The sequence below is a fragment of the Pseudoalteromonas sp. OFAV1 genome, assembly GCF_021532595.1.
GTDB lineage: Bacteria > Pseudomonadota > Gammaproteobacteria > Enterobacterales > Alteromonadaceae > Pseudoalteromonas > Pseudoalteromonas lipolytica_C.
Genome location: NZ_JAKGBG010000039.1, coordinates 1 through 25,997 on the forward strand (window position 1 = coordinate 1; position 25,997 = coordinate 25,997).

Sequence of the window (25,997 nt, forward strand, 5' to 3'; positions counted from 1 at the left end):
TTAGAAAATTAGGATGGGTTTAATATGACAAACATACTTGTTCACTGCCTCACAGGCAGCTTAGAAAGACAAAGGTAGTCGCCCATCACTTAGCCAAAGGTTCACTGCCTCACAGGCAGCTTAGAAAATTAGGATGGGTTTAATATGACAAACATACTTGTTCACTGCCTCACAGGCAGCTTAGAAAGACAAAGGTAGTCGCCCATCACTTAGCCAAAGGTTCACTGCCTCACAGGCAGCTTAGAAATATTAAGGAAGTCATCTTGCCGGTTGCTCTTTGTTCACTGCCTCACAGGCAGCTTAGAAAGACACGCCAAGACGGACACAAAACGTATGAAAGTTCACTGCCTCACAGGCAGCTTAGAAATTTCACTGTAAATGCAGCGCAACTCAATGTATGTTCACTGCCTCACAGGCAGCTTAGAAAATAATGACTTAAGCCAGTTTCCATACTTACCTGTTCACTGCCTCACAGGCAGCTTAGAAAGATACAAACGGCAATACAAGCTCTATCAATGCGTTCACTGCCTCACAGGCAGCTTAGAAATATAAGAGTATATCAGGTAGCTACGTAATTAAGTTCACTGCCTCACAGGCAGCTTAGAAACTTATGCGCTATATAAACACGGTGATAGTGAAGTTCACTGCCTCACAGGCAGCTTAGAAAACAATGGTGTAATTCAACTTAATAGTGAATACGTTCACTGCCTCACAGGCAGCTTAGAAAGTAGCCTAAAACAGCATCTACAAGCTGGCATCGTTCACTGCCTCACAGGCAGCTTAGAAAAATATGCTTCGATGGTGAATAACGAGAAGATAGTTCACTGCCTCACAGGCAGCTTAGAAATTCCGAACCAGACTATGTAGAGGCCGATCTTGGTTCACTGCCTCACAGGCAGCTTAGAAAATGAAACGTTGCTGTATAAAGTCCAAGTCCGAGTTCACTGCCTTACAGGCAGCTTAGAAATTGGACTAGGTTGAGTATTCGAGCCTGAATATGTTCACTGCCTCACAGGCAGCTTAGAAAAATCTCTGATGTGAAGGTTTTTTTACCAGCAAGTTCACTGCCTCACAGGCAGCTTAGAAATTCAAAATCGTTAAACCACTTCTCATCAAAAGGTTCACTGCCTCACAGGCAGCTTAGAAATGTTAAAGTTGTACCCCCAGCCTGCACAATTCGTTCACTGCCTCACAGGCAGCTTAGAAATCATTAAAATGGGCGACCAATTAGCAATCAAGGTTCACTGCCTCACAGGCAGCTTAGAAAGAAAGTATCGAGAACATAAAAGCCGGTGATTTCTTTACTGCCGCACAGGCAGATTAGAAATAAATTGCCAGTTTCATAATATCAATCCTCTCACCGCTGTATTAGTTGTTAAGTATTGGGTAAGCTGTGCTTAGATTATTAATTACTACTATAACTTCTTAATCTAGAAAATCGAAGCAGAAAGAATTTATATGAACTTAAATTTAGATGCTGAAAGTCCCTGAACGAAGTATATAAATAAGGGGTCATAGTGCTGCTATTAAACCATTCAAGTATAAAATTCTAAGTGATTTTTACTTTTAGTACTATTGTTGGTGCCTTTAAAGTGGTTTTTATTTTATTATTTTATTTTAATCAATGGTTTGTGTTGTTAATTCAGACTCCCCCAGCTCCACCAAATATGAAAAAGGCTGCTCTCAGAGCAGCCTTTTTTATTTCAAAAACCAATCGGTTACAACAGTTGAACTAAGAATGTGAAACTGTTTCCTCTTAAAAGTACCTTCTCAGAAAATTCCTAAATTACATTATTGAAGTGGTTAAATTTTGACTTTATAGAGGCCGTTGCCTAGATAAGTTAGACAAATGAACATACAAGGATGTACTTATGGCTAATTTAATTATTTGTTGTGACGGAACCTGGAATAACCCAAGTCAAGAAGATAACGGCATACCCGCACCCACAAATGTTGTAAAGCTTTACCATGCTCTAGCAAAAAAAGATGGTATGGGGGAGTTACAAAAAGCATATTACCACCCAGGGCTTGGTGGTGAAGAAACAGGTTTAAAAGATTCGATTGTTGATGGAGCTTTAGGAAAAAGCATTAAGCGCCATATTTGTAGTGCCTATTACTGGTTGGCAAATAACTATTGCGATGGTGATAAAGTCTATATATTTGGTTTTAGTCGCGGCGCCTTTACAGCAAGAAGTTTAGGCGGGCTACTTAATCTAGGCTTGCTTGATTTTAGCAAAATAGATAAAAGTGAGGAACAATGGGAGCATGTTCATAAGCATTTTGATAACTATAAATCAGGTGTTAAAACTATTGAACCCAGCCAGTTTTTAAATCACAAAGCTGCTCTACCGATTCATTTTATTGGTGTATGGGATACCGTAGGGGCGCTAGGTATTCCTAATGATATGGAGCTTTTTAACTTATTAGATAATCCTGCCTCATGGCGTTTCCACGATACCACGCTTGGCAAACATATAAATATTGCTAGGCATGCAATGGCTATGGATGAAAAAAGGAGTAGCTTTTGTGTTACTCGCTGGACTGAGTATGCAAGTGATCGTGACGTTAAAGAAAAATGGTTTCCGGGCGTGCACTCTGATGTGGGCGGTGGATACAGCAATACTGACTTATCAGATATAACACTTGAATGGATGTTAAAAGAAGCAGCCGAAGCTGGATTAGTTTTTAGAGACGGAATATTTGAGCAATTGAAGCCAAATCCCGCAGGTGTGTTACACAACTCTTATAAAGGCATTTTTGCTAAGTTTAGATCACGACCTCGAAATATCGACTGTGTTGTTGCTGAAAACCAAGCGCACTTCCATGAAAGTGTGTTTCAACGACAAGCAGTCTCGCCTATAGAGCATCCTGAATATTGGCCAACAATAAAATTAGCAAAAAATGAATCTTCACAAGTAAATATCTTTGCAAAGCAGCATTGGACTCCTACCTATATTTATATGGAAAAAGGGCAGCGATATATTTTTGAATCTGAAGGATGTTGGCAAGATAGCAAAGATGTGTGCGACTGGTTAGGGACAGAAGATGGCAAGTTAACAGCTGGCGATATTATTAGATTTGCATCGTCTATTTGGGGGATGACAGAGCGCAAATTTAAGCAAGCAACAGAAAATAGATCTACAGATTTTTGGGGAACCAAGCGAATAGAGCATATGCCTTGGTTTATAGCTGTGGGCTGTATTGCTAATGATTCAAACCAAGAAAAAGCAGTACCAAATGATGGCAGTCCTCATCCGCATCAGTATGTTGCGCTTCCTAGGCATCAAAATAAACCTAACGCTTTAAAAGTTGAATCTTCAGGGTATTTTTATGCTTTTCCAAATGATGTTTGGTCCCTGTACCGTAATAACCAAGGAAGTATTCAACTTAAAGTAACAAGAATATCTTAATTGAAAGATTCTATTGCAAAATATATTTCTGTAAATGTTATATCGGGGGTCATAATGGATGATATTGACATAGTTAAATTAGAAAAATTAGCCCAAAAAAATGATCCTGAGGCGTTATTCCGTTTATCTGAAGTCTACCGGGTAGGGAAGCATTTTAAAAACATAGGCCATTACAAAAAGGATGCAATAAAATCTAAAGAGTTATTATCAAATGCTGCGAAGTTAGGATGTAAAAAAGCTATAGAAATTTTAGAGAAAAAATATTCGAAAAGCTACAAAAAGCTAGTTCAAGAAGAAAATGATTTCCTAAAGCTAAAGAGAGATAGTAACAATGGAGATCCTCAAGCATTATTTGAATTTGGCCTATTGTTACTAAAAGGAAAGAGGTTTCTCACAACGGATCTAAAAATAGATAAAAAACAGTCAGAAGAGTTCATACAGCTCGCCTCTAAAAAAGGGCATATTGAAGCCCAAGAATATATGATTAAATTACAAATTGATCGAAGTAAAGAAATGCTGAGTGTATTGAAAAAAAATACCTTTCAAGAGAAAAAGTCAAATTCAATCTTGGAAGATATCATCAAATTAAGTAACCAGAATGATTATATAGATATAGATAAATTAGTTAGTGATAAATTATTTATAGATAAATTAGTTAGTGATTTTACTCCTGTTAATTACATGCTGCATGCTTCATCTTCAAAAAGAAAAGAGGAAGATATTTTTTTACGATTCAATGAAAATAATGTGAAGTTGATAGCATTTCTATTCTCAAGAAATACTATTGATAAAAATAAAACTTTAATTTCTAATAATCTTGACTATTTTGATAAGCGGTCAAATAACTATATAGATATCTATTGCGCAGGTTTCAAAGAAAGTGATGAAGTAAACAATGATGGAGTTTTAGTAGGAGAAAAATATTGGACTTATTCTGACACTAGATTTGATGAAGATAGACGTTTACTTGAGTCTGAAACTAGCTGGAAGTTTAGCGGAGAGATAGATCTTATTTTAGTTAGTGTAAAAAGAGGAACAAGTGCAGATAAAGTATTTGTAGATTACTCACAAGCAATAGTTTGTCACTTGTCAGAACTAATTGAAATAAAAGCTTTTAATTCTATAGAGGCATTTTTTGAAAAGCTATTTCAATATGCGGAGTATGCAGATCCGAGTAACCCAATTTGGAATTTAAGTGATAAATTTGGATTAAGGCAATGTAAGTCTACGCTGATTAAGTTTGTACTATCTTTGCTGCCAGCTTCGTTTTCTAAGGATTTAATGTTGCTCACCAAGTTTGCGTTAACTGATATTACGAAAGGAAAGTAGTATCGTTGAAATTAAATAGGAATAGAAATTAACTCTCTATCCCTCTATGTGAATTGTGGCAATCTTTGGCTCATCAGCCTTGAATTCAATTTTAGAAAATTCTAAACAATCAACTGAACGGTATCAATAATCGGTTTGTTTTCTATATCTATGGTGTCGATGATGTGTTTGTGTAGTCGCTTTTTGTGCTCGGCGAAAATAGCGCGTTTTTTATCGAATTGGCTGGCAAATTCGAGGGCGGTATTTAACAAGGTTTCGTTGTCTGGGCAGGCTTGTTCGATAACATGATCAGCGGCAAGTTCGTCTGCAGTAACACGGCGGCCCGTTAGCATCATCTCGTTAAAACGATAGTCTGGAATGGCTTTTTTAATGAAGGCGAGCATGCCCGGTAAAAACGGAATTGATAAGTCCACTTCGGGGAAGCAGAAGAAACCACGGTCGCTTTGCATAAACCTAAAATCACAGGCGCACGATAAAATTGCGCCATTACCAAATGCATGGCCGTTTATCGCTGCGATTACTGGCATTGGGAACAGTAATAGGCGTTTGAATACCGCGTCCATTGAGTGCATAAAGCCACTTACTTCTGCAAATTTTTGTGTTTTTAATGCGGGCATAAGCCAATCGGTGTCTATGCCTAAACTCCATGATTTTTCGCTGCTTGAAGTGATCACCAGTGCTTTGTGTTCAGGGTTACTTTCGATTTCGTCAAGGCAAGTTAAAAAGGCCTCTGCAAAAGCAGGATTGTGGCGATTTTCAGCTGTTGTCATAGTTAATATAGCAACAGATCCTTGTGTACTTACATTCATCAGTGTCATGCTGTGCCTTTAATTTTATTGTGTTGTGGGCATAGTTATATACCATCGGTTTAACAAAATAAACCACAAGTCTGACCAGTTGTGAATTTAGGGGCACTTCTCTTTTGGTTGATATGGTCTTTTAGTCGAAACGATTTTCCAATTTGTCGCTAATAGTGGTGAGTCATGGTAGCGTTAGATCAAACACACTATTTAAAGCATAACAATGGATTTGATCAGTTGGCAGTTTTTGGGTGGAGATTTATTAAGTCCGATCAGCACAATAATGCTCATTGTGGTTGCCGGCTTTACTTCAATGATTTCAGCAGCTTTTGGTGCGGGTGGCGGTTTAATGTTGCTGGTGATCATGGCAACTATGCTTCCTATGAGTGTGGTTATTCCTGTTCATGGCTTAGTGCAGTTAGGCTCTAATGCAAACCGCTTTTTGTTCACGTTTAAACATATTGATGGTGCTATGTTTGTGTACTTCTCTTTAGGGGGAGTCATAGGTGCGCTGGTTGCTTCAACGATTGTCACATCAATTCCGCTTGAATTAATGAAAATAGTCGTTGCCGCCTTTGTGCTTTATTTACTGTGGGGAGTTACGCCGAAGCTTAGAGAAACCTCAAAGTTATGGCGTGTTCTCGCTGGGCTTTGGACCACGTTTATCTCGATGTTTGTAGGGGCAAGTGGGCCTTTGGTTGGCAGCTGCTTATATGTAAATAATTATAATAAGCTTAAATTTACCTCCACATTCTCAAGCTGCATGACAGTGCAACATACCTTAAAAGCGATTTTATATGGGGCTGTCGGGTTTGCATTTTGGCAGTGGTTGCCGCTGGTTATGCTCATGATAGTTAGCGGCGCTTTAGGTACTTGGTTTGGCCTTAAGTTATTGCACCGCATTTCGTCAGATAAATTTAAAAAGATTTTTCGTTTAGTGTTAACGGTGCTTTCCCTGCAACTTGCGTGGCAGGGGATCATGGCTTTTAATATTTAAATAAACCCAGTTTAGCAACGATGCCGCGCTCTAATTCGTTAAGCTGGCCTATGGTGTTATCAAGGTGTTGAGCTTCTTGCGATAGGCTCTTAGCGCCTTGGTTAATGAGTTGCATGGTATTTAATATATCAGCGGTCACACTGGTTTGCTCTTCAGAACTTGCTGCAACGCTCTCGTTCATTTGATTAATGGTATTGATTTGTTTAGCAATATCTTTAAACACTGCTTGGCTTTTTTGATTTGCTTGGCTCACTTTATCGCTCAGTGACTTGCTTTGCTCCGTAGCGGTTACGCAATCAGAGGTATTATTGTGTAGCGATACAATAATCGACTCAATCTCAGACGTTGAATCATAGGTTTTACTAGCAAGCGCTCTTACTTCATCGGCTACCACAGCAAAGCCACGACCAGATTCACCTGCACGAGCTGCTTCAATAGCAGCATTTAAAGCCAGTAAATTGGTTTGCTCGGCAATACTTTTTATAACATCGAGCACTTGGCTAATTTCATTACTACTGGCGTTTAGTTGTTTAACTACGTTTGATGTATGGTCAAGTTGTGCAGCTAATTCGTCAACCATGTTGCCATTGGCATTCATATTTTGTTCGCCTTGTTGGCATAAGCGATGAACGTCGGTGGTTTGCTGCGCGGTTTGATTAGCTCCTTGGGCAATCTCTTTGGTTGCTTCACTTAACTGACTAAGCGCATTGGTTGCAGAATCTGTGCGGTTATATTCAAGCTCGGCTTCGTTTTTAGAGCGCACAGATGCTTCGTTTACTGTGCTGGCAATCATTTCAAGCTCACTGGCTGTGCTGCCTAGCTCTGTAATTATTTCTTGTACTTGCGCTATAAAGCGATTGAAACCATCAACTAAATAGCCAATTTCATCATTCGATTGGTAGCTAATGCGTTTTGTTAGGTCGCCTTCACCTTTGACAATTTCATCAACAAGGCTATTTACGCTATCGATTGGTTTTATCACTAACAGTCGCACGATATAAATAATCACCACACCCAAGGCGATAAAAGAGACTAGCAAGGTAATAAACATGGTTCGTGTTGATTCAGCAATAGTGCTATGCAGTGCTTGTTGTGAGTAACCAATTTTTATATGACCTATTAAATTATCTAAATAGTGCAAATCAATAGTTTTGCTAACCGATGCACTATTGCTTTGTTTAGCGATAGCGGCAAGTGGCTTATTGCGATGATCTGTCACTGAAATACTATGTACATGTTTGTTTTGCGAAAAAGCTTTAATAATCTGATTGATTAACGGCTCATCATAAGAGAATACCGGTTCAGCTAAAATAACCTGCATTTGCTCATTAAGGGCAGTGATGTCATCTTGCCATTGCTGTGTCTGATTCGACTTTGCCAGCAGGTAGTTTGCGCTGATCACGAAGATCACGCTTAGTAAAAGGCACAAAGACAGTGCCAAAGTCATTTTGTATTTTAATGATTTCATTGTGCGCTCATTGAAATGGGTTAAACCACAAAGGGCTATTTTTATTAGGTGTGTTCGACGATAACGTTGGGTTATCTAGCTCAATAACGCGACGCGAGCTTAAATTGGCTTTTGATAAAACCGTTTGTACTTGGCTGTCTGCCAAAAACATGGCGTTAAATGTGCCATCGGCAATCATCTCGTTTAGGGCATCATTTAGCTGTTTATGTAGTGTGTGATTGTTTTTGTTGACGAAAAAGTAAAGTGGTGCGGTGTACTTAATAACTAAGTATGGCTCAACAGTGAGGTTAAGCTCTGAGTGATTGGCAATTTCATCCCAAGGTTCATTCACCCCACGTGGGAAGTAGTCAAAGCGCTCGCCCTCAAGCATTGGAAACAAGTTAGGGTATTTTAATGTGGTAACAACGGGCAGTTGATTCGCTTTTAATATTTTCGTGTCTGGCCAAGTTTTACCTTGCCCAGCGGTGAAGCGTTTTAAATCTTGTAAACTAGTTACCGAGCTAAACAGCTCGCGATTTTGTGCTTTCACAATCGCGACTCGCATGCCAAGTAAGCCACGAAACAAGGGAATATAAACAGCTTGATAATCTTGCTCTAACTGAGTAGATGTCATGCTCCACATCACATCCAGCTGGTTGTTTTTTACATCGTTTAAGATACGTGCATTAGAGATATCTTTATTGGTTTCGTAAGGATGAACATACTCTAAGCCAGCACGTTCAATGGCGCTGATCAATAATTTGTGGGGAAGGGAGGTATCGCCACTGTAGCTTTGTACTTTTACCGGTGCGGCGAAACAAGCCGACGTAAAAGCAAAGCAAAAAAGAAAAGCAAAATGACGCATAAAGCACCTTTGTTATTATTATGTAAACAATAAACTAAAGTGCTTTACGCGCTTTCTCAATCTTATTTCTTATGCATACGTATTCAATCGCTCAGAAGGCTGTCGATTGATTTATCACCATTAAACAATTCAAACACTCTTGGCTTTTTCGGTGTATGTTCAGCAAGGTATAGCAGGGTATCGGCCACATCTTCACGGTTGATCACCGCATCTTGGCGGGTTGCAGGGCGTGTGGTGGTTAATAATCCCGTTGCTGCATCATTTAACAGAGTGCCAGGTCTGACTATGCTGTAATTTAATTTGCTATTGATTAAATGCTGGTCAGCCATGTGCTTAGCAACTAAATACGGTTTTATACTGCTTTCAATGTTGTCTGGGGCATCAGCACCAATTGAGCTGACCATAATAAAGTGCTTAACCTTGGCATCTGCCGCATAATTAATCGCTTTAACAGCGGCCCATAAATCAATTAATAAGGTTTTATCTGCACCTGTTGAACCACCAGATCCAGCACTAAAAATTACTTGTTCAACGCCCTCGAATGCGCGACTAAAATCGTTTTCGAGGTCTTGCTCAACAATCGTTAAATTATTATTTTCAAGCGTACTCAGTTTGCTCTTGTCTCTAACCAGAGCCACTACGTCATGACCGCTTGCCAGCATTTTTTCGGTGGTCATTTTACCTATTTGACCTGTGGCGCCAATGATTAAGGTCTTCATATCAAACTCCTTCTAATTACTGTGTAAGTAAAGACCTTGGGGTGAGGAATTATTTTTAAAGGGGAAACTAAAAACGAAATTGTAATCAAGAACAATAATGGGGCTAATTAAAGCCCCATCCAACCGCTAAATTTTATTGCGAATTAAATCGCGTACAATAAAGCGGGCGGGGTGAATAGCTTGGCTCACACGTTCACTAAATGGTCTTGGTTCATTGTTTAAACAAGCAATTAAATGCTCAGCACACAAAGGGGCACTACACAGGCCTCTTGCGCCAAAGCCAGTAAGCACATGCATGCCCTGCTGAGGTTTCGTTAAAGCTTGGTATTGATAACGCTTACCCAAGCGTAGATTGGCAAACGCATTTATATAATCACTTTGTTCAGCCCACTCACCAGCCATAGGTAGATGGTCGATGAAGGTACATCTTACAGCTGCTTTTGCCGCTGTTATTTCACCTAAGGTCGTTGCAAACTCGCTGTCTTTGTAAAAACTTAATAGTTGTTCGCGATTGGTATGGTTGTCTTGCTCTTTAACTTCACGGCTTTTTGAGTTTTTTTCAAAGGTTGCGCCCATACAATGATGGCCATGATATTCAGGAGTAAAATAGCCCTTATGGCAAAGCACTGTCTTTAGGCGTTTTGACTGCTCGCTTGCTTGCACATGCGAGACTTGGCCGCGCACACCAACAACAGGCAGTGCGTGAGTTTGGCTAAACTGGTCACTGTGTTCACCTGCACAGTTAATTACATCGCTAAAAGGCCCAAATGTTTGCTCTTTGCTGTGTAAAAGCCAGCCGTCAGCGGTTTTTTCGAGTTTTTCAATATGGCAATTAAAGTGGCTATCTATTTTACTATTGTTACTCGCACTTAAGGAGTTTGCTGCTTTAAATAATGCTGTAACAAGTGCTGGTGGATTTACCCAACCGCCTTTTGCAAAGAATACACCTGAGTAGCCCGTTTCTACACCGGCAATTTTGTCACCTTCTTCGGCACTTACATTGCGCATTAATTCAGTTGGCCAAAGTTCTTTATCGGCAAGGTTTTGATGTTTATCAGCTAGGCCTTGTTTAACCGCATGTTGCAATACACCACACCACTGGTGAGGGTAGTCAAAACCATCATCAAGCAATTGCTGATAAAGACGCATCGCATATAAAAAACTATGGGCAAACATTTCACTGTGCGGTGAATTCTTCGCTTGTAAATGCGGATAAACAGCTCCTTGTACATTGTGTGAAGCGCCCATGGCAAGGGCTTTATCTTGGCAAAAAAGTGTGGCATTCAGGCCTCTTTTAGCCAGTGAATACAGTACGCAGCTACTGGCAATACCGCCGCCGATAACAGCTACATTACTCAGTTCACTTCGTTGGTGAGCAAAATACGCTGGTCCTGATTGTTGCTGATTAGGCTCGGTTAGCTCGCCAATCAGCATTTCGCGTTTTTTACCATAGCCTTTAGCTTTACTCATTTTAAAGCCTGCTTCGATTAGCCCTCTTCTGACAAAGCCTGCGGCAGTGAAAGTGGCGAGTGTGGCATTTGCTCTTGAAATAGTTCGCATTTTGTTAAACAAACTTTGCTGCCACATATCTGGGTTTTTACTTGGAGCAAAGCCATCTAAATACCAGGCATCGATAACTCCTTCACTTGGGTAGCTCATGGTATCGATGCTGTCTTGTACGTCACCAAAATAAAGGTCGAGTATTAGCTTGCCGCCAGCAAATTCAAGACGATGACAACCGGCCAAATTAATAGGGTATTGAGCAATCAGTTGCTCACTATAATCGCTTAAATTAGGCCAGGCTTTAAGTGCTTGTGTGAGGTCATCACGCTTAATAGGGTATTTCTCGAATGAGATAAAGTGCAGTCTATTTACGCATTTATTGCCACTAAGGTCGTGTTGATTTTGAACTTCTAGCTCTGCATGCTGCCTATCAAGGTGAGCAGCAAAATGTTGCCAGGTATTTAAAAAGTTAAGCCCAGTACCAAAGCCTGTTTCAGCAATGGCAAAGTGGTTACGGTCATGATTTTGTAATCGTTGCGGGATATTGTTTTGTTGGTAAAAAACATAATGTGATTCGGCTAAGCCATCGTCGTTAGAGAAATAAACATCGTCAAACTGATCGGCGACAGGGGTACCAAGGTGATTAAAATGAATATGTGCGTTTTTGATCATGGTTTAACTAATTAACTACAAACTTTTTTTAATTATTTTACGTGTTTTCTTTGAAATAGTCTGGCGTTATTTATAAGCTAGACATTCAGAGTACAAGTGTACGCTAGAAAGCTGACCACTTCGAAAGTAATTTCAGCGTAAAATAGAACACAATTTAGTATAGAGCTAAGGTAATTACCCATGAGAAGAGCCGTTATTACGGGCATCGGTGTTGTTTCAAGCATCGGTAACAACAAAGAAGAAGTATTAGAATCATTAAAACAAGGCCGCAGTGGTATTGCATTCAACCAGGAATTTGCCGACTACAACCTACGTAGTAACGTTTCGGGCAAAATCGATATTGATGTTAAAGAGTTTGTTGATCGTAAAGCAATGCGTTTTATGGGCGATGCAGCTGCATACGCTTATATCTCAATGGCACAAGCAATTGAAGATGCTGGCCTTAGTGAAGAGCAAGTTTCAAACGAGCGCACTGGTTTATTAGTGGGTTCAGGTGGTGGTTCGTCTAAGTGGCAAGTTGAGGCAGCTGACATTTTACGTGAAAAAGGCGTAAAACGTGTTGGTCCTTACATGGTACCACGTACTATGGCGAGCACGACTTCTGCATGTCTTGCAACACCTTTCAAAATTAAAGGTGTTAACTACTCAATCAGTTCTGCGTGTGCGACATCGGCACACTGTATTGGTCATGCGGTTGAGCAAATTCAACTAGGTAAGCAAGACGTTATTTTTGCAGGTGGTGGTGAAGAGCTTCACTGGACACTTGCAATGGAATTCGATGCAATGGGTGCATTGTCTACTAAGTACAATGAAACACCAGAGAAAGCATCACGTACATACGATGCAAACCGTGACGGTTTTGTTATCTCTGGCGGTGGCGGTATCGTTGTTGTTGAAGAATTAGAGCATGCACTTGCTCGTGGTGCGCACATCTATGCAGAAATCACAGGCTACGGTGCAACTTCTGATGGTTATGACATGGTAGCTCCATCAGGTGAGGGCGCTGTACGTTGTATGAAGCAAGCAATGCAAGGCCTTGAAGGTGGTATTGATTACTTAAATACGCATGGTACTTCAACACCAGTTGGCGATGTTAAAGAGCTTGGCGCTATCCAAGAAGTATTTGGTGGTAACTCTCCAATGATCAGTGCAACTAAGGCGATGACAGGTCATGCTTTAGGTGCAGCAGGCGTACACGAAGCAATTTTCTCGCTATTAATGCTTGAGCATAACTTTGTTGCTCCATCAATCAACATAGATGAACTGGATGAGCAAGCACAAGGTCTAAATATCGTAACTGAGCGTAAAGACGTTGAACTAAATACAGTTATGTCTAACAGCTTTGGTTTTGGTGGCACGAACGCCACTCTCGTAATGAGCAAATATAAAGGTTAAACCTCTCCAGTATTTGCTTAAAGCCGAGCAATTGCTCGGCTTTTTCATTCTCGCTTTTAATTCCAACTGAAACTCGCACCTTGAGGTGGTTTGGGTATAAATAACCCCAAAATCGTCTTAGTTGTTACCTATCCGAATACCGATAAATTCGCTACAATAGCGCCACTTTCTGCCTCTCGGACACACAAATGAAAATTCTTGCAGATCAAAATATGCCATTGGTTGAGCAGTACTTTGCCGATTTTGGTGATGTTGAGCGATTTGATGGCCGTAATCTACAACCAGAGCAGCTAGTTGGAGTCGACATTTTGTTAACTCGCTCGGTGACCAATGTAGATAAAGCCCTACTAACTCAAGCAGATAAATTAAAATTTGTGGGCACAGCAACCATAGGTGTTGATCACATTGATACCGAATTACTTGCTGAGCGAAATATCGCATTTAGCAGCGCCCCTGGTTGTAATGCCGTGGCGGTAGCTGAATATGTTATTAGTAGCTTATATGCCTTGAGCCAAGAAAATGCCAGCTCATTACAGGGTAAAACCATAGGGATAGTTGGTGTTGGCAGTATAGGAAGCTGCTTACGTGATAAGTTAAGCTTGCTTGGTATTAATGTGTTGCTATGTGACCCACCAAAGCATGAAGCTGGTGAACTTGCAGAACACATTGAGTTAGACACATTACTAGCTCAAGCTGATATTGTGACTTTTCACGTGCCATTAGTTAAGCAGGGGCCGCATAAAACCTTGCACATGCTTAATGAAACACGCTTAAAGGCACTTAAGCCTGGAATGACAATTATCAATGCAAGCCGTGGTGATGTAATTGATAACCAAGCATTGCTAGCATTGTTTGAACAAGGTGCCCAATTAGATTGCGTGCTTGATGTTTGGGAAAATGAACCCAATATACTGACTCCTTTGCTTGATTATGTGCGTTATGCCAGTGTGCATATTGCAGGGCATACACTCGAAGGCAAAGCTCGCGGCACACAAATGCTGTATCAGCAAGTGTGTGAGCTTGAAGGCATCGCAGCGCTTAAGTCTCTGGACGATTTTTTACCGGAGCCAATCAGCCACTGTGTCACACTAGGTGAAACCTTTAACCTAGACGATATAGGTCGCTTAGTGCATCTAATTTATGATGTGCGTCGTGACGATGGCATTTTACGAAGTAAATTAGCAAGCGAAGGCTTTGATAGTTTACGCAAGAATTACCCGCCACGACGAGAGTTTAGTACTTTATCGGTGGCTGCCAACAGTGCATGTGAAGGCGCATTAGCTGCACTGGGATTTAGAATTAACGAATAAAGCCATTTGCTTTATTCAACAGAGGAAAACACATGTCGCAAAAATTTAATGTAGCCGTATTAGGTGCCACTGGTTTAGTGGGTCGTCAAATTATCGAAACCCTAGAAGATCGTAAGTTTCCAGTTGACCAATTATTTTTACTCGCAAGCAGCCGCAGTGCTGGTGAAGAAATTCAATTTCGCGGTGAAAGCATTGAAGTAATCGATGTTGAAGAATTTGATTTTAGCCAAGCTCACATTGGTTTATTTTCAGCAGGCGGTAGTGTCTCTGAAAAATACGCACCGATTGCGGCAGATGCTGGCTGTGTGGTAATTGATAATACCTCACACTTTCGTAATGACTTCGATGTGCCATTAATCATTCCTGAAGTGAATGCATCGAGTTTAGCTGATTTCAGAAACCGCAATATTATTGCAAACCCTAACTGCTCAACTATTCAAATGCTGGTGGCGTTAAAGCCAATTTATGATGCTTATGGTATTGACCGCATTAATGTTTCAACTTATCAAGCAGTATCAGGTGCAGGCAAAGAAGCGGTTGATGAACTTGCTAAGCAAACAGCAAACTTAATGAATGCGCGCCCGATGGATAATGCTGTTTTCCCTAAACAAATCGCTTTTAACGTGATCCCGCAAATCGACAGCTTTGAAGATAACGGTTATACACGCGAAGAAATGAAAATGGTGAACGAAACACAAAAAATCCTAGGTGATAACAGCGTAGTGGTTAACCCTACCTGTGTTCGTGTACCTGTGTTCTTTGGTCACAGTGAAGCGATTAATATTGAAACGCGTATGCCGGTAGATATCGAACATGTGAAGCAGCTATTAAACGATGCACCAGGTGTTGAGTTTATTGAAGACTTAGCGGATTACCCAACAGCAGTGTCTGACGCTAGCGGCAACGATACTGTGTATGTAGGGCGTTTACGTGCCGATATTTCGCATCCACATGGTTTAAATATGTGGGTTGTTAGTGATAACACACGTAAAGGTGCGGCAACAAATAGTGTGCAGATTGCTGAAGAGCTAATCGCAAATTATTTGTAAATCTGATGATTTTGGCTGAGCTATAAGTGAAAGAGAGCGGCAATTTGCCGCTTTTTTTGTGAATTCACTGCCAAATTATTGCCGCATACGCTGTAAAAGCGTATAAACTTAACAATAACAATAAATAAAACTCTCAGCCGTAGATATTTAAGCTATTTACTTTCAAAGTGTTGCGATGGATATTGCCTAGCATCTGGTTTATAGTCTGCAGCTGGAATAGAGCTTGCAAGAAAGCATAATTAAGAATCAATTCTGCAAGAATTACTTGATGTTTAAGCAACCAAGGTTGCTGCGTTAACATTTAAAACATAAAGGATCAGCATGCGCGGTTTAGCAACACTCTTCATATTAGCGTCTGCATTGGTGGTTACACCGACATACTCTGATGAAGGCTCCACACTTAAAGGCCCTAAAGGGGTCGACTATGGTGAGCAAGGGCGATCAATTGGCCCAATAAAGCCAACTGATACGTTATGGCGTATTGCCGCAAAAATTCGTCCTGATAACTCAGTTTCTATTTATCAAGTCATGCAAGCATTGTATGACAAAAATCCGTCGTCTTTTTTAGACCAAAACCTTAATCATATGCGCGATGGCGCATACCTTAAAATCCCAACAATTGCAGAGATGCGTGCGGTCAATCCCACGTTAGCAAAAGCGCGCTCAGAGCAAGATGATGAATTATGGGAAAAAAAGAAAAACGGCACGTTAACGACTGCTGAAATAAATGAATCACAAAAGAATGTAACGCAGGCTCGTAAAGTCGATGTAGACGAAGCAAAACAAGAGCTTAAACAAGAAATAAATACGATCAAAGCAGAGCAAGGCACTCAGCTTGTTGAGTTGCAAAAGCAATTTAAATCGTCGGTCGAGAATGTAGAAGAAATTTTAGAAGAGAATAACAAACTAAAAAAACAGTTAACGGGTATATCTAAGGAGCTTGAGACTGTTCGGGATCAACTTGGTCAAGACAGTGAAATCCAAAAGCAGCTTAAAGAGCTGATAGCCAAGCAAAACGAAATTATAGAGCAGCAAAGAGCAAAAAAGATTGAAGAGAACAGTGGGTTTAATTTTTCGTCTATTCTGAGTAACCCATTTGTTCTCGGTGCTTTAATGTTTCTACCGGCTTTGCTGATAATTGCAGCCGTTGTGATGTTCTTGAAAAAACGCAATAGCAGCGAAACTGATGATATTGATGACGATGAGTTTTTACCGCAAAGCCCTGTCCATACGCCAGATGATGATCTTGATCCAATTGTAGAAACTGATCCACTTGTCCCTGAGCCTTCAGACGATGATGACGAACTAAGTGTCCGATTAGATGACGATCAAGATATGCTGCCAGACGATGATATTATTTTCGACGACAGTATTGATGATAGTTTCGATGACGACGATAGCGTATTAAATCAAGATGAACTAAACGGTTTGCTTAGCGATGATATTGAGTTTGCTGATGAGTCGACAGCGGGCGTTGACGACGATGATTTGGATGCATTTTTACAGCAAGATTTTGACCAAACAGACGATAGTTTAGGTGATGAAATAGATCTGGATAGTGAACAGTCAGATACTGACTTATCGGGCGATATTTTAAGTGCTGACGATATTGATGACTTGTTCGACAATGATGCAGATGATTCACTTGATGATACAAATGAAGATATGGCGGCTCTAAGTGAAGAGCTTGCTGAAGATGATTTTGATATTGATAGTTTAATTGATGAGCAAAATGCGAGTGCAGATGATAATCAAGACGTTGATTTAGATGATATTGATGACTTACTCGATGCTGCCGATGAGCAACCAACAGCAGGCAATGTAGAAGCAGAACTCATTGATGAAGACGATTTCGATATTGATAGTCTAATTGATGATACACAAGCAGAAGACGACTCTGATGATATTGATTCGTTAATAGAAGAAACTAAAAACGAACAGCCTGCACAGCAAAGTGATATTGATGACTTAATTGACGAAGATGAGTTAGACGAAGACGACCTTGATGCGTCAATAGATGATACCGCAGAGGAAGTTGAGGCTGATGATTTAGCCGATGAGCAAGACGATGACGATACGTTTGATCTCGATGATATTGATTCTTTAATCGACGATGTAGCCGAGCAAGAGGCACCAGCAGAAGAGCCTGCGGTTGATGATTTAGCCGATGAGCAAGACGATTCAGATACTCTTGATATCGATGACATTGACTCTTTAATCGATGATGTAGCCGAGCAAGATGCAGCAGCTGAAGAGCCTGCGGTTGATGAGTTAGTCGATGAGCAAGACGGTGACGATACGTTTGATCTCGATGATATTGACTCATTAATCGACGATGTAGCCGAGCAAGACGCACCAGCAGAAGAGCCTGTTGTTGATGAGTTAGTCGATGAGCAAGACGATGACGATACGTTTGATCTCGATGATATTGACTCTTTAATCGACGATGTAGCCGAGCAAGACGCACCAGCAGATGAGCCTGTGGTTGATGAGCTAGTCGATGAGCAAGACGATTCAGATACTCTTGATAGCGATGATATTGACTCTTTAATCGACGATGTAGCCGAGCAAGAGGCACCAGCTGAAGAGCCTGCGGTTGATGAGCCAGTCGACGAGCAAGATGATGACGATAGCCTTGATAGCGATGACATTGACTCTTTAATTGACGATGTAGCCGAGCAAGATGTAGTAGCTGAAGAGCCTGCGGTTGATGAGCTAGTCGACGAGCAAGACGATGAAGATAGCCTTGATACCGATGACATTGACTCTTTAATCGACGATGTAGCCGAGCAAGACGCAGTAGCTGAAGAGCCTGAGGTTGATGAATTAATCGACGAAGGTGATCTTGAAGAAAGTGATTCAGAAGATGCACTTGAAGAAGACGATATAGATTCTTTACTTGATGAAGTTGAACAAGCACAGCCAAGCAGTTCTGAGGACGAGTTAGCTGACTCTTTAGATATGGGCGACTTAGACTCACTACTGGAAGAAGATGATGATGAAGCTGTTTCAGATGATGAGCTTGAACAGTTAATTCAAGAGGCTAATGAACTTAAAGAAGATACACAAGCTCAGATAGATGACTTAAGTCTTGATGATGCCCAAAGCCAAGAACACGATGAGAGTTTACAAGAGTCACTAGAAGATCTAGCTGATGCAGACCAAGCAATAGACGACTTGAATGTTGAGTCAGTGGCTTCTGATTTAGTCGATATTGATGAAGCGCTCAATCACGAGTTTAACGAAGACACCGATGATCTACTAGATGACGAAGATTCACTGGATGAATTTGATGATCCATCACTAAAAAGTGTTGATGAATTATTAAGTGAAATAGGTGAAGACGAAGATGATTATATAGCAGCTCCAGACTGGTCTATTGATGATGAACCTCAAGAAGATATTGAAGAAGTTGAAATAGATTTAGGTGACGATCCTCTTGCCGATGATCAACTAACAGATGAATTTGACCTAGGCGTTGAAGATGAGCCTCTCGTTCAAGACACAGTTACACCGAGTCAAGAACTTGATGAATACCCTGAACTTGAGTTAGATGATGCTGGTTTTGAGTCAGAAGACTCAATTGATGAGTTCCAAGATGATTTATCTTTACAACCAAGTCAGGCAGAGCAAGATCTTGCAAATTCACTGGCGGGTGGTAATGAACTTAATCAGTTAGAGGATGACTTTGACGATGAGTTGTTGCTAGATAATGAGTTTACTGAGCAAGATGCTCTAGAATCTGAAGATGACTTAACAGAGTCAAATGATGCAGTGGGTACAAGTGCTGAGTCTGAGCTGCCGACAGCTGCAGATAATAGCGATAACCTTGAGAGCGAAGCGGAGTTTGAGCTAGACCTTGACGATATTGAGCTTGAACATGAAGACGAAGCTGACACCATCGCAGACATTGAATCAGAAATTGTGGGCAGTGATGACTTAACTACGCTATCTGATGATGAAATCGACGATGATTTCATGGCTGATTTAACTCAAACAGACTTTGATGCGCTGCTAAATGAGCTAGCAGAGCCAGATGAAGCCGACATTGCAGATGCCAGTGAGTTTGATGTTGATTTTAACGCACTGTTAAATGAAGACTTGCAGGTTGAAAACGACGCACAGCCAGAGCCTGAGGATAATGTATCAGCAGCTCAAGAGCCTGAGTCTACAGGCGATGAGTTTGTTGATATTGACTCGTTACTTGAGCAAAGCGACGATGAAGCATTAGACCATGAACCTTACGATGAGGTTGATATGGATGTAGGGCTTAGTGATTTTAATGAATTACTCGCAGGTGACAACCCAACAGATGTTGATGCCGAAAGTGGCGGATACTCAGCAAAACTAGACCTTGCAAGGGCATATATTGAAATCGACGACTTTGATGCTGCATTACAAGCCATTGAAGATGTGATCGAAAATGGCCCAGAAGAAGTGCAAGAAGAAGCACTTTCGTTGAAGGCTAAGATTAAAGAGTAATACTATCCAATAATAAACCGAGCCAACGAGCTCGGTTTTTTTATGTCTGCTGCACAGCATTCTGTACTCAAGCCATGTAATAATCTGTAATACACAAGTGAATTTCTCCATCTTACTATTTAACTGAACCATGAGGGTTTAGCTAAAAATTTACTAGGAGAAGGAAAATGAGTTCACTTTATGTATCAATCGATGGAAGACCAGTATCCGATGTATTTACTCAATTAGCCGATACAGCGTTTGAAATACTAAAAAATGAAGGGAATGCCTCAACGCAGATAGTGCCTGAAATTGTGAATAACACCAACAAAACATGGCGTTATAAAACAAGTGGTACTATGCAAGGGACAATGCAATACCCTCAAAGTGGAGGCATTGAGCCACATTTTGCTCGTGCATGGACTCAGCGTTCAATGGGGACAGACGGCTCATTTGGTTGGGTTATTTATACTGATGATGATAATAATCAATTATTTGTAGGGTATTGCGTATATTATATCGGTGCACAAGCTAAGTATCTTGTTAAGTACGAGAATACTAACTTTGCAGGTAAAGACAATAACGCCCTATTAGCTATGATCGATTCAGAAGGCAAAACGGGGGGTTATGCATTTGAATTTAGCGGTGTAAATGTGGATTATTCTGGATTTGAGCATCGGCAGGAAGGGGTTGCTCAATCAAGAGAGCTGCGGGTAACGTTAGAATAATTAAGTTGGTTTAATCAATTAGCAAGTTAGCATATTGTACATAAAAAACCGAGCAATGAAGCTCGGTTTTGTATCTAAGCGAAGGTTATTGCTTGTCTTGCAAACGACGCGCTTTGAAATCAGACTCAGCTTTCCATTTTGGCCAGTCACCGTTATTAGCAAGTTTGGCTGCAATATCAACGATCAGTTCGATATCTTGCTTAACACCACCCATAGACCATTGGGGTGAATAGTCGTCAGCTTCTTTGTGATATTTATGGGCTATATAATCAGGATCAGTATCACCTAAGCTCATAAATAATAAACTTGGCACGCCTTGTTTAGCCAGTGAGAAGTGATCAGAGCGGAAGAACAATCCATTTTGAGGACGAGGGTCCATTTTTACATGACGCCCTTGAGCTTTAGCTGCATCTGCAAGGTAGTCTTCCATTTCAGACATGCCTTTGCCGTACTGCAATATGTAGTCAACGCCATCTAGCACGTTCATACCGTCAATATTAAGCAACGCGACTATTTGTTTGGTTGGTACAATTTCGCCAGTAGCGAATTGCTCAGAACCAATAAGCCCAGTTTCTTCAGCCGTAAAGTTGGCAAAGATAATAGAGCGTTTAAATGGCTTTTTCTTATGCATTTCAGTAAGGATACGGGCTATTTCAACTGTTGCTGCGGTACCAGAAGCATTATCAACAGCACCATTGTAGATTTTCACACCATCATCAGTTTGCTTCGTACCAAAGTGATCCCAGTGCGCACCAATTACTATGTACTCATCTGGAGTTTCGCTGCCTTTAAGCGTTGCCACAACGTTATGTGATTGTGCTTGAGAGATATCACTTTTTAGAGTCAGCGCTGCTTTTGCTTTTAAGTCGACAGGTTTGAAATCGGCTTTTAATGCATTTGCTTTCTCTGTTTGATAATCAAGCCCCGCTTGAGCAAAGATCTCATTTGCAGCTTGCTCATCAATCCAACCCATTACAGGGATGTCAGAAGCATTTTTATCTTGGTCAATTAAAGTGTATTTACTACCCGTGTTCGAGCTTTCTACTACACTCCAAGGATAAGCAGCAGGGGCTGTTTCGTGAACGATAAATACCGCTTTTGCGCCTTGGCGTGCACCTTCTTCATATTTGTAAGTCCAACGACCATAGTAGGTCATGGCATTTCCAGTGAAAAGTGATTCGTCTTGGGTGGCAAAACCTGGATCATTAACAAGCACGATAATTGTTTTGTCTTTTACATCAATATCGGCAAAATCATTCCAGTTGTATTCAGGTGCATTAATGCCATAGCCAACAAACACAACATCAGAGCCATCAATGTTGATCTCAGGGTTAATCTGTTGAGTACGAGCGGTAAAATCACTGCCAGCGTTAAAGCTTAAATCGCCCACTTTTAGGGTCATGTTTTGATCTGGAGTGAGTTTTGCCATGGTAACTGGCTGTAAAAATTCGCCATTAAAACTGCCAGTTAATCCGATTTTTTTATATTCATCTGCTAAGTAGTTAATGGTGAGTGTTTCGCCTTCGGTTAAAGGACCGCGGCCTAAGAATTCATCTGAGGCGAGGGTTTTAATATGTGAGCGTACATTCTCAATATTAACGGCTTCAAGGTTTTTTTCGCTTGGCTCATCAGCGCTTGATGTTGCTTGCTCGGAGCAACCGAATAAACCAATGGCAAGCGCTAAACTTGCGTATTTTAAGTGAGTTGTCATAGTTTTTCTGGTTGATTGCACAGAGTTCCACTATATGGGACGAGAAGGGGGCTGTCTAGAAAGAGTCTATAAGTAACTAATTATTCAGGATGAAAGGATAATAATGCACCTTTCATCCTGTCAATTTTACCACCACGCTTTATCAACTGCGTTATCTTGAATTTTAAATACTTCACCAACAAGTGGGGTACTTAGCGATACGTGCTCCTGTTGTGCTTTTTTGGTGACACGCTTGAGGGGGTCATACCAAGCATGAAATGCTAAATCTAAAGTACCATTATGCACTGGCACCATGATATCACCTTGTAAATCGAGGTGAGCTTGTACAGATTGCTCTGGTGTCATGTGAATATCAGCCCAATCTTTGTCATAAGCACCGGTTTCTATAAAAGTAATATCAAAGGGCCCATAACGATTACCAATTTCTTTAAAGCCAGCAAAATATCCCGAGTCACCGCTAAAATAAAAGCGCTTGTCATTTACTTTAATAGCCCATGAACCCCAAAGGGTTTTATTGCCGTCTGTTAAACCTCGACCAGAGAAGTGCTGGGTTGGTGTAAATACAATTTGGCTATTTGCCATATTTTGCTCTTGCCACCAATCAAAACTATGGACTTTTTGTTCATCAACGCCCCATTTTTTAAGGTCGTTTTCGACTCCCAATGGCACATAAAAAGAGGCTGTTTTATCAACAAGCTGTTTAATTGCCGCTTTATCTAAGTGATCATAATGGTTGTGTGAGATAAACACTTTCGCGATGCTTGGTAATTCTTCAATACTAATTGGTGTTGGTTGAAAGCGCTTTGGACCCATGAATGAAAAAGGCGAAGCGCGCTCTGAAAATACCGGATCAAATAGCCAGTATTCGCCATACACTTTCGCTAAAATAGAGGAGTGACCTAGCTTTACAAAATGCACTGTGTCATTTGATAAACGCTCAAGCTGAGCATGAGAAACACAGTGCATAGGCAGCTCGCCCTTTGGCTCTGCATCAATTTTCTTTTCAGTAATGAAGCGTTTGAAGATAGCTAACGTTTTCTTAAAGCTGGGTCTTTCTACTTCAGCACTATTGTGGAACTTGCCATCAGCCAGTTGCGCAGAGTGGCTGTTATCACTCACGCCTTCAGCAGCTAATTGATTATTCATAACAAACACTCCTATCACGATGCATAGAGTGGCGATTGCGAGCCATATTAGAAATTTCATCTCGTCACCATAAGTAAACTACACGGTGTAGTTTTTCATGATTTGCTATAAAAGTAAACTATCTAGTGCATTTTTTATTTTTGCGTTACACTAGTAGCCCTTATCGGAGGGGTCCATGAAATTATCACAGAGAAAACGATTAGATATTTTGAATGCAGCTGAAACACTGTTTTTTCAGCAGGGTGTTGAGCATACAAGTATGGATCAGGTTGCAAGCTTAGCGGGTGCCTCAAAGCGTACCGTATACAATCACTTTGAAAATAAAGATGTGTTGTTTCAAGCCATTCTAGTGTTTATGTTTGAAAAAGTTCGCCAAGAGCAAGCGGTTGTATTTGATGCTTCTTTACCAATTGCAGAGCAGTTAACACGTATTGCCGAGCAAGAAGTGGCACTTTTGACCTCTGAAGAGTTTTTAAAAGTAGCGAAAGTCGCCTTTATGCAAATGTTACAGCAGCCCGATTTAGCAAAATCATTAGCGAGTAACAGCATGGGCTGTATGCACGACCTAGTGACGTTTTTAGAAGCAGGTGTGCAAGCACAGGTTTTAACGATTGATGATGTTGAGTTTGCAGCAAAACAGTTTGTGTATCAGTTAAAGTCTCTGATCTTTTATCCGTTGCTGTATGGCTTTGAGCGCCAAGAAGGCGACTCAGATAACAAAGTAATAAGCGAAACAGTAAAAATGTTCTTAGCGCGTTATGGGCGCTGATATTTTGGAATATAAAAAAGCCCGCTTAATGCGGGCTTTTAAATAATAGTTTTACAACTATTATTTTACTTCTTTACCAGCAGCTTGTTGGTCAGCATGGTAGCTTGAGCGAACAAATGGGCCACAGGCTGCATGTGTAAAGCCAATTTCGTCTGCATAGTCTTTTAATGCATCAAACTCGGCTGGCGGCACGTAGCGTTTAACAGGTAAGTGGTGCTTTGAAGGTTGTAAGTATTGGCCTACTGTTAGCATATCAACGTTATGCTCGCGTAAGTCACGTAACACTTCTTCGATTTCGCTAATTTCTTCACCTAGACCTACCATCAAGCCAGACTTCGTTTTCACATTCGGATGTGCTTCTTTGAAGCGACGTAATAACTCAAGTGACCACTTATAGTCAGCACCTGGACGCGCTAATTTGTATAAACGCGGTGCTGTTTCTAGGTTGTGGTTAAATACATCTGGTGGTGTCTCGATTAAGATATCAAGGGCTCTGTCCATGCGACCACGGAAGTCAGGTACTAGAATTTCAATCGTGATCTCTGGGTTGTGCTTACGAATTTCACGAATACAGTCAGCAAAGTGTTGTGCACCACCATCACGTAAATCATCACGGTCTACAGAGGTGATTACAACATAGCTTAGCTTCATGTCTTTAATAGTAAGCGCTAGCTTTTCAGGTTCAGCTGCATCAGGTTTTAATGGACGACCGTGAGCAACATCACAGAACGGACAACGACGAGTACAAATAGCCCCTAAGATCATGAAGGTTGCTGTACCGTGATTGAAACATTCAGATAGGTTAGGGCACGAAGCCTCTTCACAAACTGAGTGCAAACCATGTTTACGCATCGCTTGTTTAATACCATCAATACGTTCAGTTGATTTAGGTAAGCGAATTTTTAGCCACTCTGGCTTACGCAACATTTCGTTTTTTTCAGTCGGTAAAACTTTAACTGGGATCAGTGCCATTTTTTCTGCATCACGCAGTTTTACGCCTGGTTCCATTTTGACTGGTTTATTCATTCGTTTCAAACCCTTCAGTGTGCTTAACCACAGTAGCATTAAGCTTTTTAATCATGTGTTTTACAAGCCCTGCACCTGCTTGCTCGAGGTTTTGCGGACCATTAAGGTCAGTTGTTTGCACCATGTTCATGCCTGCATAGCCGCATGGGTTGATACGTAAAAACGGACTCAAGTCCATATTTACATTCAGTGCTAAACCATGGAATGAGCAGCCGCGACGAACTCGTAAGCCCAATGAGGCAACTTTACTATCGTTAACATAGACACCCGGTGCATCCGCTTTGGCGTAAGCATCAATGTCGTAGTCTTTTAACGTGTCGATAATGCACTCTTCAAGCCAAGTTACCAGCTCTCTTACACCAATGTTTAAACGACGTAAGTTGAACAGTACATACATCATTTGCTGACCTGGCCCGTGGTAGGTTACTTGACCACCGCGGTCTACTTGGATCACTTCGATATCACCGGTATTTAATAAGTGCTCAGCTTTACCAGCTTGACCTTGAGTAAATACAGGCTCGTGCTCTACAAGCCAAATTTCATCGGCTGTGTGCTCATCACGGGTGTCGGTAAAAGATTGCATTTTTTGCCAAATTGGCATGTAACGCTGACGACCTAACTGACGAACGATTAATTCTCTTTCGCTCACAACTTACTCCG

At 40.9% G+C, this 25,997-nt stretch carries 18 protein-coding genes and 1 CRISPR repeat array; of the genes, 9 read left to right on the plus strand and 9 right to left on the minus strand.

What is annotated here, in order from left to right:
• The first annotated feature begins 39 nt into the window (after positions 1-39).
• A CRISPR array of direct repeats spans positions 40-1,327; the repeat unit is 28 nt; unit sequence GTTCACTGCCTCACAGGCAGCTTAGAAA.
• A 544-nt stretch (positions 1,328-1,871) separates the two neighbouring features.
• The gene (locus tag L1267_RS17565; protein WP_235383620.1) at positions 1,872-3,410 is read left to right on the plus strand and encodes a DUF2235 domain-containing protein; all 1,539 of its coding nucleotides are present in this window, start codon (positions 1,872-1,874) and stop codon (positions 3,408-3,410) included.
• 54 nt (positions 3,411-3,464) lie between these two features.
• On the plus strand, positions 3,465-4,739 hold the full coding sequence (locus L1267_RS17570) for a hypothetical protein (RefSeq protein WP_235383621.1): 1,275 nt from the start codon (positions 3,465-3,467) through the stop codon (positions 4,737-4,739).
• 101 nt (positions 4,740-4,840) lie between these two features.
• On the opposite strand, the gene L1267_RS17575 is transcribed toward L1267_RS17570, so the two are convergent.
• On the minus strand, positions 4,841-5,557 hold the full coding sequence (locus L1267_RS17575) for an enoyl-CoA hydratase/isomerase family protein (protein WP_235383622.1): 717 nt from the start codon (positions 5,555-5,557) through the stop codon (positions 4,841-4,843).
• A gap of 205 nt (positions 5,558-5,762) precedes the next feature.
• On the opposite strand from L1267_RS17575, the gene L1267_RS17580 reads away from it, so the two are divergent.
• A complete protein-coding gene (locus L1267_RS17580; protein ID WP_135924105.1) occupies positions 5,763-6,536 on the plus strand; it encodes a sulfite exporter TauE/SafE family protein in 774 nt (257 codons plus the stop codon).
• Here L1267_RS17580 and L1267_RS17585 read toward each other — a convergent pair.
• The 4 genes from L1267_RS17585 to mnmC form a co-directional block, all read right to left on the minus strand.
• Positions 6,526-8,004: a methyl-accepting chemotaxis protein gene (locus L1267_RS17585; RefSeq protein ID WP_135924106.1), complete on the minus strand. Its 1,479-nt coding sequence runs from the start codon at positions 8,002-8,004 to the stop codon at positions 6,526-6,528. The two genes, L1267_RS17580 and L1267_RS17585, sit on opposite strands and share 11 nt — an antisense overlap.
• A 7-nt stretch (positions 8,005-8,011) precedes the next feature.
• Positions 8,012-8,848: a substrate-binding periplasmic protein gene (locus L1267_RS17590; RefSeq protein ID WP_135924107.1), complete on the minus strand. Its 837-nt coding sequence runs from the start codon at positions 8,846-8,848 to the stop codon at positions 8,012-8,014.
• 83 nt (positions 8,849-8,931) lie between these two features.
• On the minus strand, positions 8,932-9,567 hold the full coding sequence (locus L1267_RS17595) for an SDR family oxidoreductase (protein ID WP_135924108.1): 636 nt from the start codon (positions 9,565-9,567) through the stop codon (positions 8,932-8,934).
• 126 nt (positions 9,568-9,693) lie between these two features.
• Entirely contained in the window at positions 9,694-11,742 is a 2,049-nt protein-coding gene (gene mnmC / locus L1267_RS17600; RefSeq protein WP_235383623.1) for a bifunctional tRNA (5-methylaminomethyl-2-thiouridine)(34)-methyltransferase MnmD/FAD-dependent 5-carboxymethylaminomethyl-2-thiouridine(34) oxidoreductase MnmC, read from the minus strand.
• A gap of 180 nt (positions 11,743-11,922) precedes the next feature.
• Here mnmC and fabB point away from each other — a divergent pair, with 180 nt between their 5' ends.
• The 5 genes from fabB to L1267_RS17625 all read left to right on the plus strand — a co-directional run bounded on the left by fabB (position 11,923) and on the right by L1267_RS17625 (position 20,685).
• Entirely contained in the window at positions 11,923-13,137 is a 1,215-nt protein-coding gene (gene fabB, locus L1267_RS17605; protein WP_135924110.1) for a beta-ketoacyl-ACP synthase I, read from the plus strand.
• Positions 13,138-13,325: 188 nt separating this feature from the next.
• Complete coding sequence (locus L1267_RS17610; RefSeq protein ID WP_199525980.1) at positions 13,326-14,447, plus strand: 4-phosphoerythronate dehydrogenase; 1,122 nt, start codon at positions 13,326-13,328, stop codon at positions 14,445-14,447.
• Positions 14,448-14,479: 32 nt separating this feature from the next.
• On the plus strand, positions 14,480-15,496 hold the full coding sequence (locus L1267_RS17615; protein ID WP_135924112.1) for an aspartate-semialdehyde dehydrogenase: 1,017 nt from the start codon (positions 14,480-14,482) through the stop codon (positions 15,494-15,496).
• Between the two features lie 321 nt (positions 15,497-15,817).
• Entirely contained in the window at positions 15,818-19,978 is a 4,161-nt protein-coding gene (locus L1267_RS17620) for a FimV/HubP family polar landmark protein (RefSeq protein ID WP_235383624.1), read from the plus strand.
• Positions 19,979-20,145: 167 nt separating this feature from the next.
• Positions 20,146-20,685 (plus strand): hypothetical protein, encoded by a 540-nt coding sequence (locus L1267_RS17625; RefSeq protein ID WP_138558620.1) that lies wholly within the window; start codon positions 20,146-20,148, stop codon positions 20,683-20,685.
• Positions 20,686-20,770: 85 nt separating this feature from the next.
• On the opposite strand, the gene L1267_RS17630 is transcribed toward L1267_RS17625, so the two are convergent.
• Both L1267_RS17630 and L1267_RS17635 read right to left on the minus strand, forming a co-directional pair.
• Positions 20,771-22,396: a M28 family metallopeptidase gene (locus L1267_RS17630; protein WP_235383625.1), complete on the minus strand. Its 1,626-nt coding sequence runs from the start codon at positions 22,394-22,396 to the stop codon at positions 20,771-20,773.
• Positions 22,397-22,522: 126 nt separating this feature from the next.
• Positions 22,523-23,542 (minus strand): MBL fold metallo-hydrolase, encoded by a 1,020-nt coding sequence (locus tag L1267_RS17635; protein ID WP_235383626.1) that lies wholly within the window; start codon positions 23,540-23,542, stop codon positions 22,523-22,525.
• A gap of 175 nt (positions 23,543-23,717) precedes the next feature.
• Between L1267_RS17635 and L1267_RS17640 the strand changes: the two genes are divergently transcribed.
• A complete protein-coding gene (locus L1267_RS17640) occupies positions 23,718-24,311 on the plus strand; it encodes a TetR/AcrR family transcriptional regulator (RefSeq protein WP_235383627.1) in 594 nt (197 codons plus the stop codon).
• A 60-nt stretch (positions 24,312-24,371) separates the two neighbouring features.
• Here L1267_RS17640 and lipA read toward each other — a convergent pair whose 3' ends face one another.
• Together lipA and lipB are read right to left on the minus strand one after the other, a co-directional pair.
• Positions 24,372-25,337, minus strand: a complete 966-nt coding sequence (gene lipA, locus L1267_RS17645; protein ID WP_130051157.1) for a lipoyl synthase — start codon at positions 25,335-25,337, stop codon at positions 24,372-24,374.
• Complete coding sequence (gene lipB, locus L1267_RS17650) at positions 25,330-25,986, minus strand: lipoyl(octanoyl) transferase LipB (RefSeq protein ID WP_135924117.1); 657 nt, start codon at positions 25,984-25,986, stop codon at positions 25,330-25,332. Before lipB ends, lipA begins: the two co-directional genes overlap by 8 nt.
• Between the last annotated feature and the right edge of the window lie 11 nt (positions 25,987-25,997).

Excerpts from the sequence above, each read along its gene's own strand:
- L1267_RS17565 (WP_235383620.1), top strand. The coding sequence starts at position 1,872 with ATGGCTAATTTAATTATTTGTTGTGACGGAACCTGGAATAACCCAAGT.
- L1267_RS17570 (WP_235383621.1), top strand. The coding sequence starts at position 3,465 with ATGGATGATATTGACATAGTTAAATTAGAAAAATTAGCCCAAAAAAAT.
- L1267_RS17575 (WP_235383622.1), bottom strand. The coding sequence starts at position 5,557 with ATGACACTGATGAATGTAAGTACACAAGGATCTGTTGCTATATTAACT.
- L1267_RS17580 (WP_135924105.1), top strand. The coding sequence starts at position 5,763 with ATGGATTTGATCAGTTGGCAGTTTTTGGGTGGAGATTTATTAAGTCCG.
- L1267_RS17585 (WP_135924106.1), bottom strand. The coding sequence starts at position 8,004 with ATGAAATCATTAAAATACAAAATGACTTTGGCACTGTCTTTGTGCCTT.
- L1267_RS17590 (WP_135924107.1), bottom strand. The coding sequence starts at position 8,848 with ATGCGTCATTTTGCTTTTCTTTTTTGCTTTGCTTTTACGTCGGCTTGT.
- L1267_RS17595 (WP_135924108.1), bottom strand. The coding sequence starts at position 9,567 with ATGAAGACCTTAATCATTGGCGCCACAGGTCAAATAGGTAAAATGACC.
- mnmC (WP_235383623.1), bottom strand. The coding sequence starts at position 11,742 with ATGATCAAAAACGCACATATTCATTTTAATCACCTTGGTACCCCTGTC.
- fabB (WP_135924110.1), top strand. The coding sequence starts at position 11,923 with ATGAGAAGAGCCGTTATTACGGGCATCGGTGTTGTTTCAAGCATCGGT.
- L1267_RS17610 (WP_199525980.1), top strand. The coding sequence starts at position 13,326 with ATGAAAATTCTTGCAGATCAAAATATGCCATTGGTTGAGCAGTACTTT.
- L1267_RS17615 (WP_135924112.1), top strand. The coding sequence starts at position 14,480 with ATGTCGCAAAAATTTAATGTAGCCGTATTAGGTGCCACTGGTTTAGTG.
- L1267_RS17620 (WP_235383624.1), top strand. The coding sequence starts at position 15,818 with ATGCGCGGTTTAGCAACACTCTTCATATTAGCGTCTGCATTGGTGGTT.
- L1267_RS17625 (WP_138558620.1), top strand. The coding sequence starts at position 20,146 with ATGAGTTCACTTTATGTATCAATCGATGGAAGACCAGTATCCGATGTA.
- L1267_RS17630 (WP_235383625.1), bottom strand. The coding sequence starts at position 22,396 with ATGACAACTCACTTAAAATACGCAAGTTTAGCGCTTGCCATTGGTTTA.
- L1267_RS17635 (WP_235383626.1), bottom strand. The coding sequence starts at position 23,542 with ATGAATAATCAATTAGCTGCTGAAGGCGTGAGTGATAACAGCCACTCT.
- L1267_RS17640 (WP_235383627.1), top strand. The coding sequence starts at position 23,718 with ATGAAATTATCACAGAGAAAACGATTAGATATTTTGAATGCAGCTGAA.
- lipA (WP_130051157.1), bottom strand. The coding sequence starts at position 25,337 with ATGAATAAACCAGTCAAAATGGAACCAGGCGTAAAACTGCGTGATGCA.